This is a genomic window from Yersinia sp. 1252 StPb PI (assembly GCF_048593885.1).
GTDB classification, from domain to species: domain Bacteria; phylum Pseudomonadota; class Gammaproteobacteria; order Enterobacterales; family Enterobacteriaceae; genus Yersinia; species Yersinia enterocolitica_E.
On sequence record NZ_JAZGQE010000293.1, the window covers coordinates 1 to 3246 of the forward strand.

Below are 3246 nucleotides of genomic sequence, written 5' to 3' on the forward strand. Positions count from 1 at the left end.
TTTCAGTGGGCTAAGGTTTAAAATAGAAGTCCGTATTGGAAATTTAAAACCAGTAACCGAGCTTAACGATGTTATAGATGATTTAGTGCTAGCTAACACCCAGTTAATTTCATCGACATCATGGCGTATTACTGCACCGATGAGATATGGTATAAAACTACTAAAAAGTGCAAAGAAAAAAGTGGGTGTTCTTGTAAGAGAAGTTAGGTCTATAAATTATAGATTATCACTTTCTTTGCTTATTGAATCTATTCGAAAAGATGGCTTTAGTAAGACTTATAGAAAAGTAATAAAGAGATGTTCAGGTAATACTGCTAGTAGAGAATTGATAACCTATCAGGATTATTTACGGTATGAAATAAATCGTAATGCTACAGAAGTTGCTAAAATAGCTAAAAGTGTTGAAAAAGATCTTAAACCGAAAATATCTATAATTTTGCCAGTTTATAAAACGGATTTGAAATTCCTGAAAGAATGTATTGATTCTGTCTTTAGCCAGAGTTACGGCGAATGGGAACTGTGCATCTGCGATGATTTTTCTAATTCGACAGAAATAACGGCGTTTTTAGAAAGTTATACGACAGATCCTAGGTTTAAGTTTATTACAAATGAGAACAATGGTCATATTTCTGATTCATCGAATAAAGCATTGCAACTTGCTACTGGCCGCTATGTGGTGTTACTTGATCATGATGATCTCCTGCACAAGTATGCGCTCCACTATATTGCAGGAGTAATAACTGAACATCAGGATGTGGATATTATTTATACTGATGAAGATCATGTTACAGTCGATGGAGTTAGGAAATCACCGTTTTTCAAACCCGACTGGTCGCCGGTATTGCTTTATGGTCAAAACTATATCGGCCATATTACCTGTATTTCTAAAAAAGTAATCGATGAAGTTGGTGGTTTTAGATTAGGCTTAGAAGGTGCTCAGGACTATGATTTGGTGCTTAGAGCATCTACAAAAGCGCGCAGGGTAGTTCATATTCCACGAGTCTTATATCACTGGAGAGAGCATCCTCTTTCAACAGCAATGAATGCAGAGTCTAAACCCTATGCACATGACGCAGGGAAACAAGCCGTAGCTGACTTTCTAAGACAAAAATACCCTAATAATTTTGTGAAAGTAAACGATGGTGATAATTTGTTTACTTATGAGCCAGAATTTAGTGTCAATAACATTAAAAAAGTATCGATCATTATTCCTATTCGAGACAAAATAGAGCTGTTGATTGATCTCATACAAAGTATTGAGAAATACACGACTTGGCTACAATATGAAATTATCGTGATCGATAACGGTTCGTTAGAGTTGGCTACAAGTGATTATCTCAATAGCTTAGTTGAAAAAGGGAATTGCAAAGTTATTCGAGATGACAGTAAGTTCAACTGGTCAAAACTTAACAATGATGGTGCAAAGGTAGCAACGGGGGATGTGTTAATTTTCCTTAATAATGATACGCTTGTCATTACACCCAAGTGGATTGAGTATTTGGTCTCCTGGGCCGTTTTACCCGATGTTGCAGTTGTTGGGCCCCAGTTATTATACGAAGACGGAAGTTTACAACATGCAGGTGTTGTTGTTGGTATGTCCGGTTGGGCGGATCATGTATTTAAAGGTCAATCCAATGCTCATTCTGTTGGCCCGTTTGTCTCTCCAGCTATAAGTAGAAATGTATTGGCATTGACAGGTGCGTGTCATGTTATTGAGCGCCAAAAATTCAATCTCTTAGGGGGATATGACGAACTCTTTGAAATTTGCGGAAGTGATATCGAACTTTGTATTCGGGCACATAAGTTGGGTTATAGCAATGTCTACCTGGCTCAGGCAAAACTTTATCATTTAGAATCCAAAAGTCGTACAAGTTTTGTACCTGATTGCGATTTTAAGCGTTCTGCACAGATGTACGAGCCATATCGTAAACAAAGTTGTGATCCTTTTTATAATGTTAATTTAGATATGTTCAACACACAACCAAGCGTTAAAATATGATTAAGAAAATTATACGTAAATTATTATCAAATAGATTTATTTACAAAATTGCGAAGGATGCGCACGAGTCTTATAGAATTGAATCATCGTTAACGATCAACTATGAGGTGCCAGAAATAACGCCATTTAACTTTGTTAAAAGTGAATTTTCAGGTAAACGTATTAATTTACTTATTCCTGCACTTTCAGAAAAGCATGTCTTTGGTGGTATATCTACAGCATTACGTTTTTTTGATAAAGTTAGACTGGACTTTCCGATTGCAAGGATCATTGTAACTGATGAAGTTAGTGTTGAACTAAAAGAAAATCAGTTTTATTCGGATTGGAAGCTGAATGATTTATCCGCAGATGATATTAACAGTAATAGTATCGTTGTTTCCGGGAATAGGAGCTGTGCATCAATTGCAATATCTGAAAATGACTATTTTGTAACAACTGCATGGTGGACGACATATAATGCGTTTAAGATGATTGAATGGCAGAGTGCTATTTTTAATATATATGAGCGTAAACTTATATATTTCGTACAGGATTATGAACCTGGTTTTTATCCGTGGTCAACACGCTATGCGTTAGCAGAGTCTACATATCTAAACTCTAAAGCTACTATACCGGTATTTAACACTAAATTATTGAGCGATTTTTTTATTAAAAATGGATATTTTTATCCTCAAAGTTACTACTTTGAACCTATCATTAATCCTGTCCTTTCTGCTGCCCGAGACCAAAGAAAAAATGAGTGTCGAGAGAGAAAAATTTTGATCTATGGGCGGCCGGGGGTTGAACGGAATTTGTTTAACTTAATTGTTCAGAGTATCAGTATTTGGGCTGAGCTTTATCCAAAAGCAAAATATTGGAAAGTTTTTTCTGCAGGTGAGAAGCATCCTGATATTATTTTAAGCCACAAAGTTACTATTAACTCCTTAGGTAAACTAAACTTGGATGAATATGTACACCAACTGTCAACATCATCAATAGGAATTTCATTAATGCTTTCACCACATCCAAGTTACCCGCCACTTGAAATGGCTAGTTTTGGAATGAAAGTAATTACTAATTCTTATTCGAATAAAAAGTTATCAAAATTAAGTTCAAATATAGTTGAACCTGAAAATTTGACACCTGAAAAAATAGCAAATCTATTATCTCAACTCTGCGATGTTTTCGAAGAGAAACACGAAGTTATTTATGAGGAAAATTTATTCTCATCTTCAGGAATAGAATTTTCATTCATTAATGATATAACA

At 35.2% G+C, this 3246-nt stretch carries 2 protein-coding genes; both read left to right on the forward strand.

All coding sequences use genetic code 11. The annotated features are described in order from the left end of the window. Nucleotides 1–1999: glycosyltransferase family 2 protein (locus tag V2A85_RS22760; protein ID WP_420072444.1), on the forward strand; the 1999-nt coding region annotated here is incomplete at its 5' end. Continuing rightward, nucleotides 1996–3246, forward strand: a 1251-nt coding sequence (locus V2A85_RS22765; protein ID WP_420072445.1) for a hypothetical protein, incomplete at its 3' end; no start/stop codon positions are given. The genes V2A85_RS22760 and V2A85_RS22765, both read left to right, overlap by 4 nt.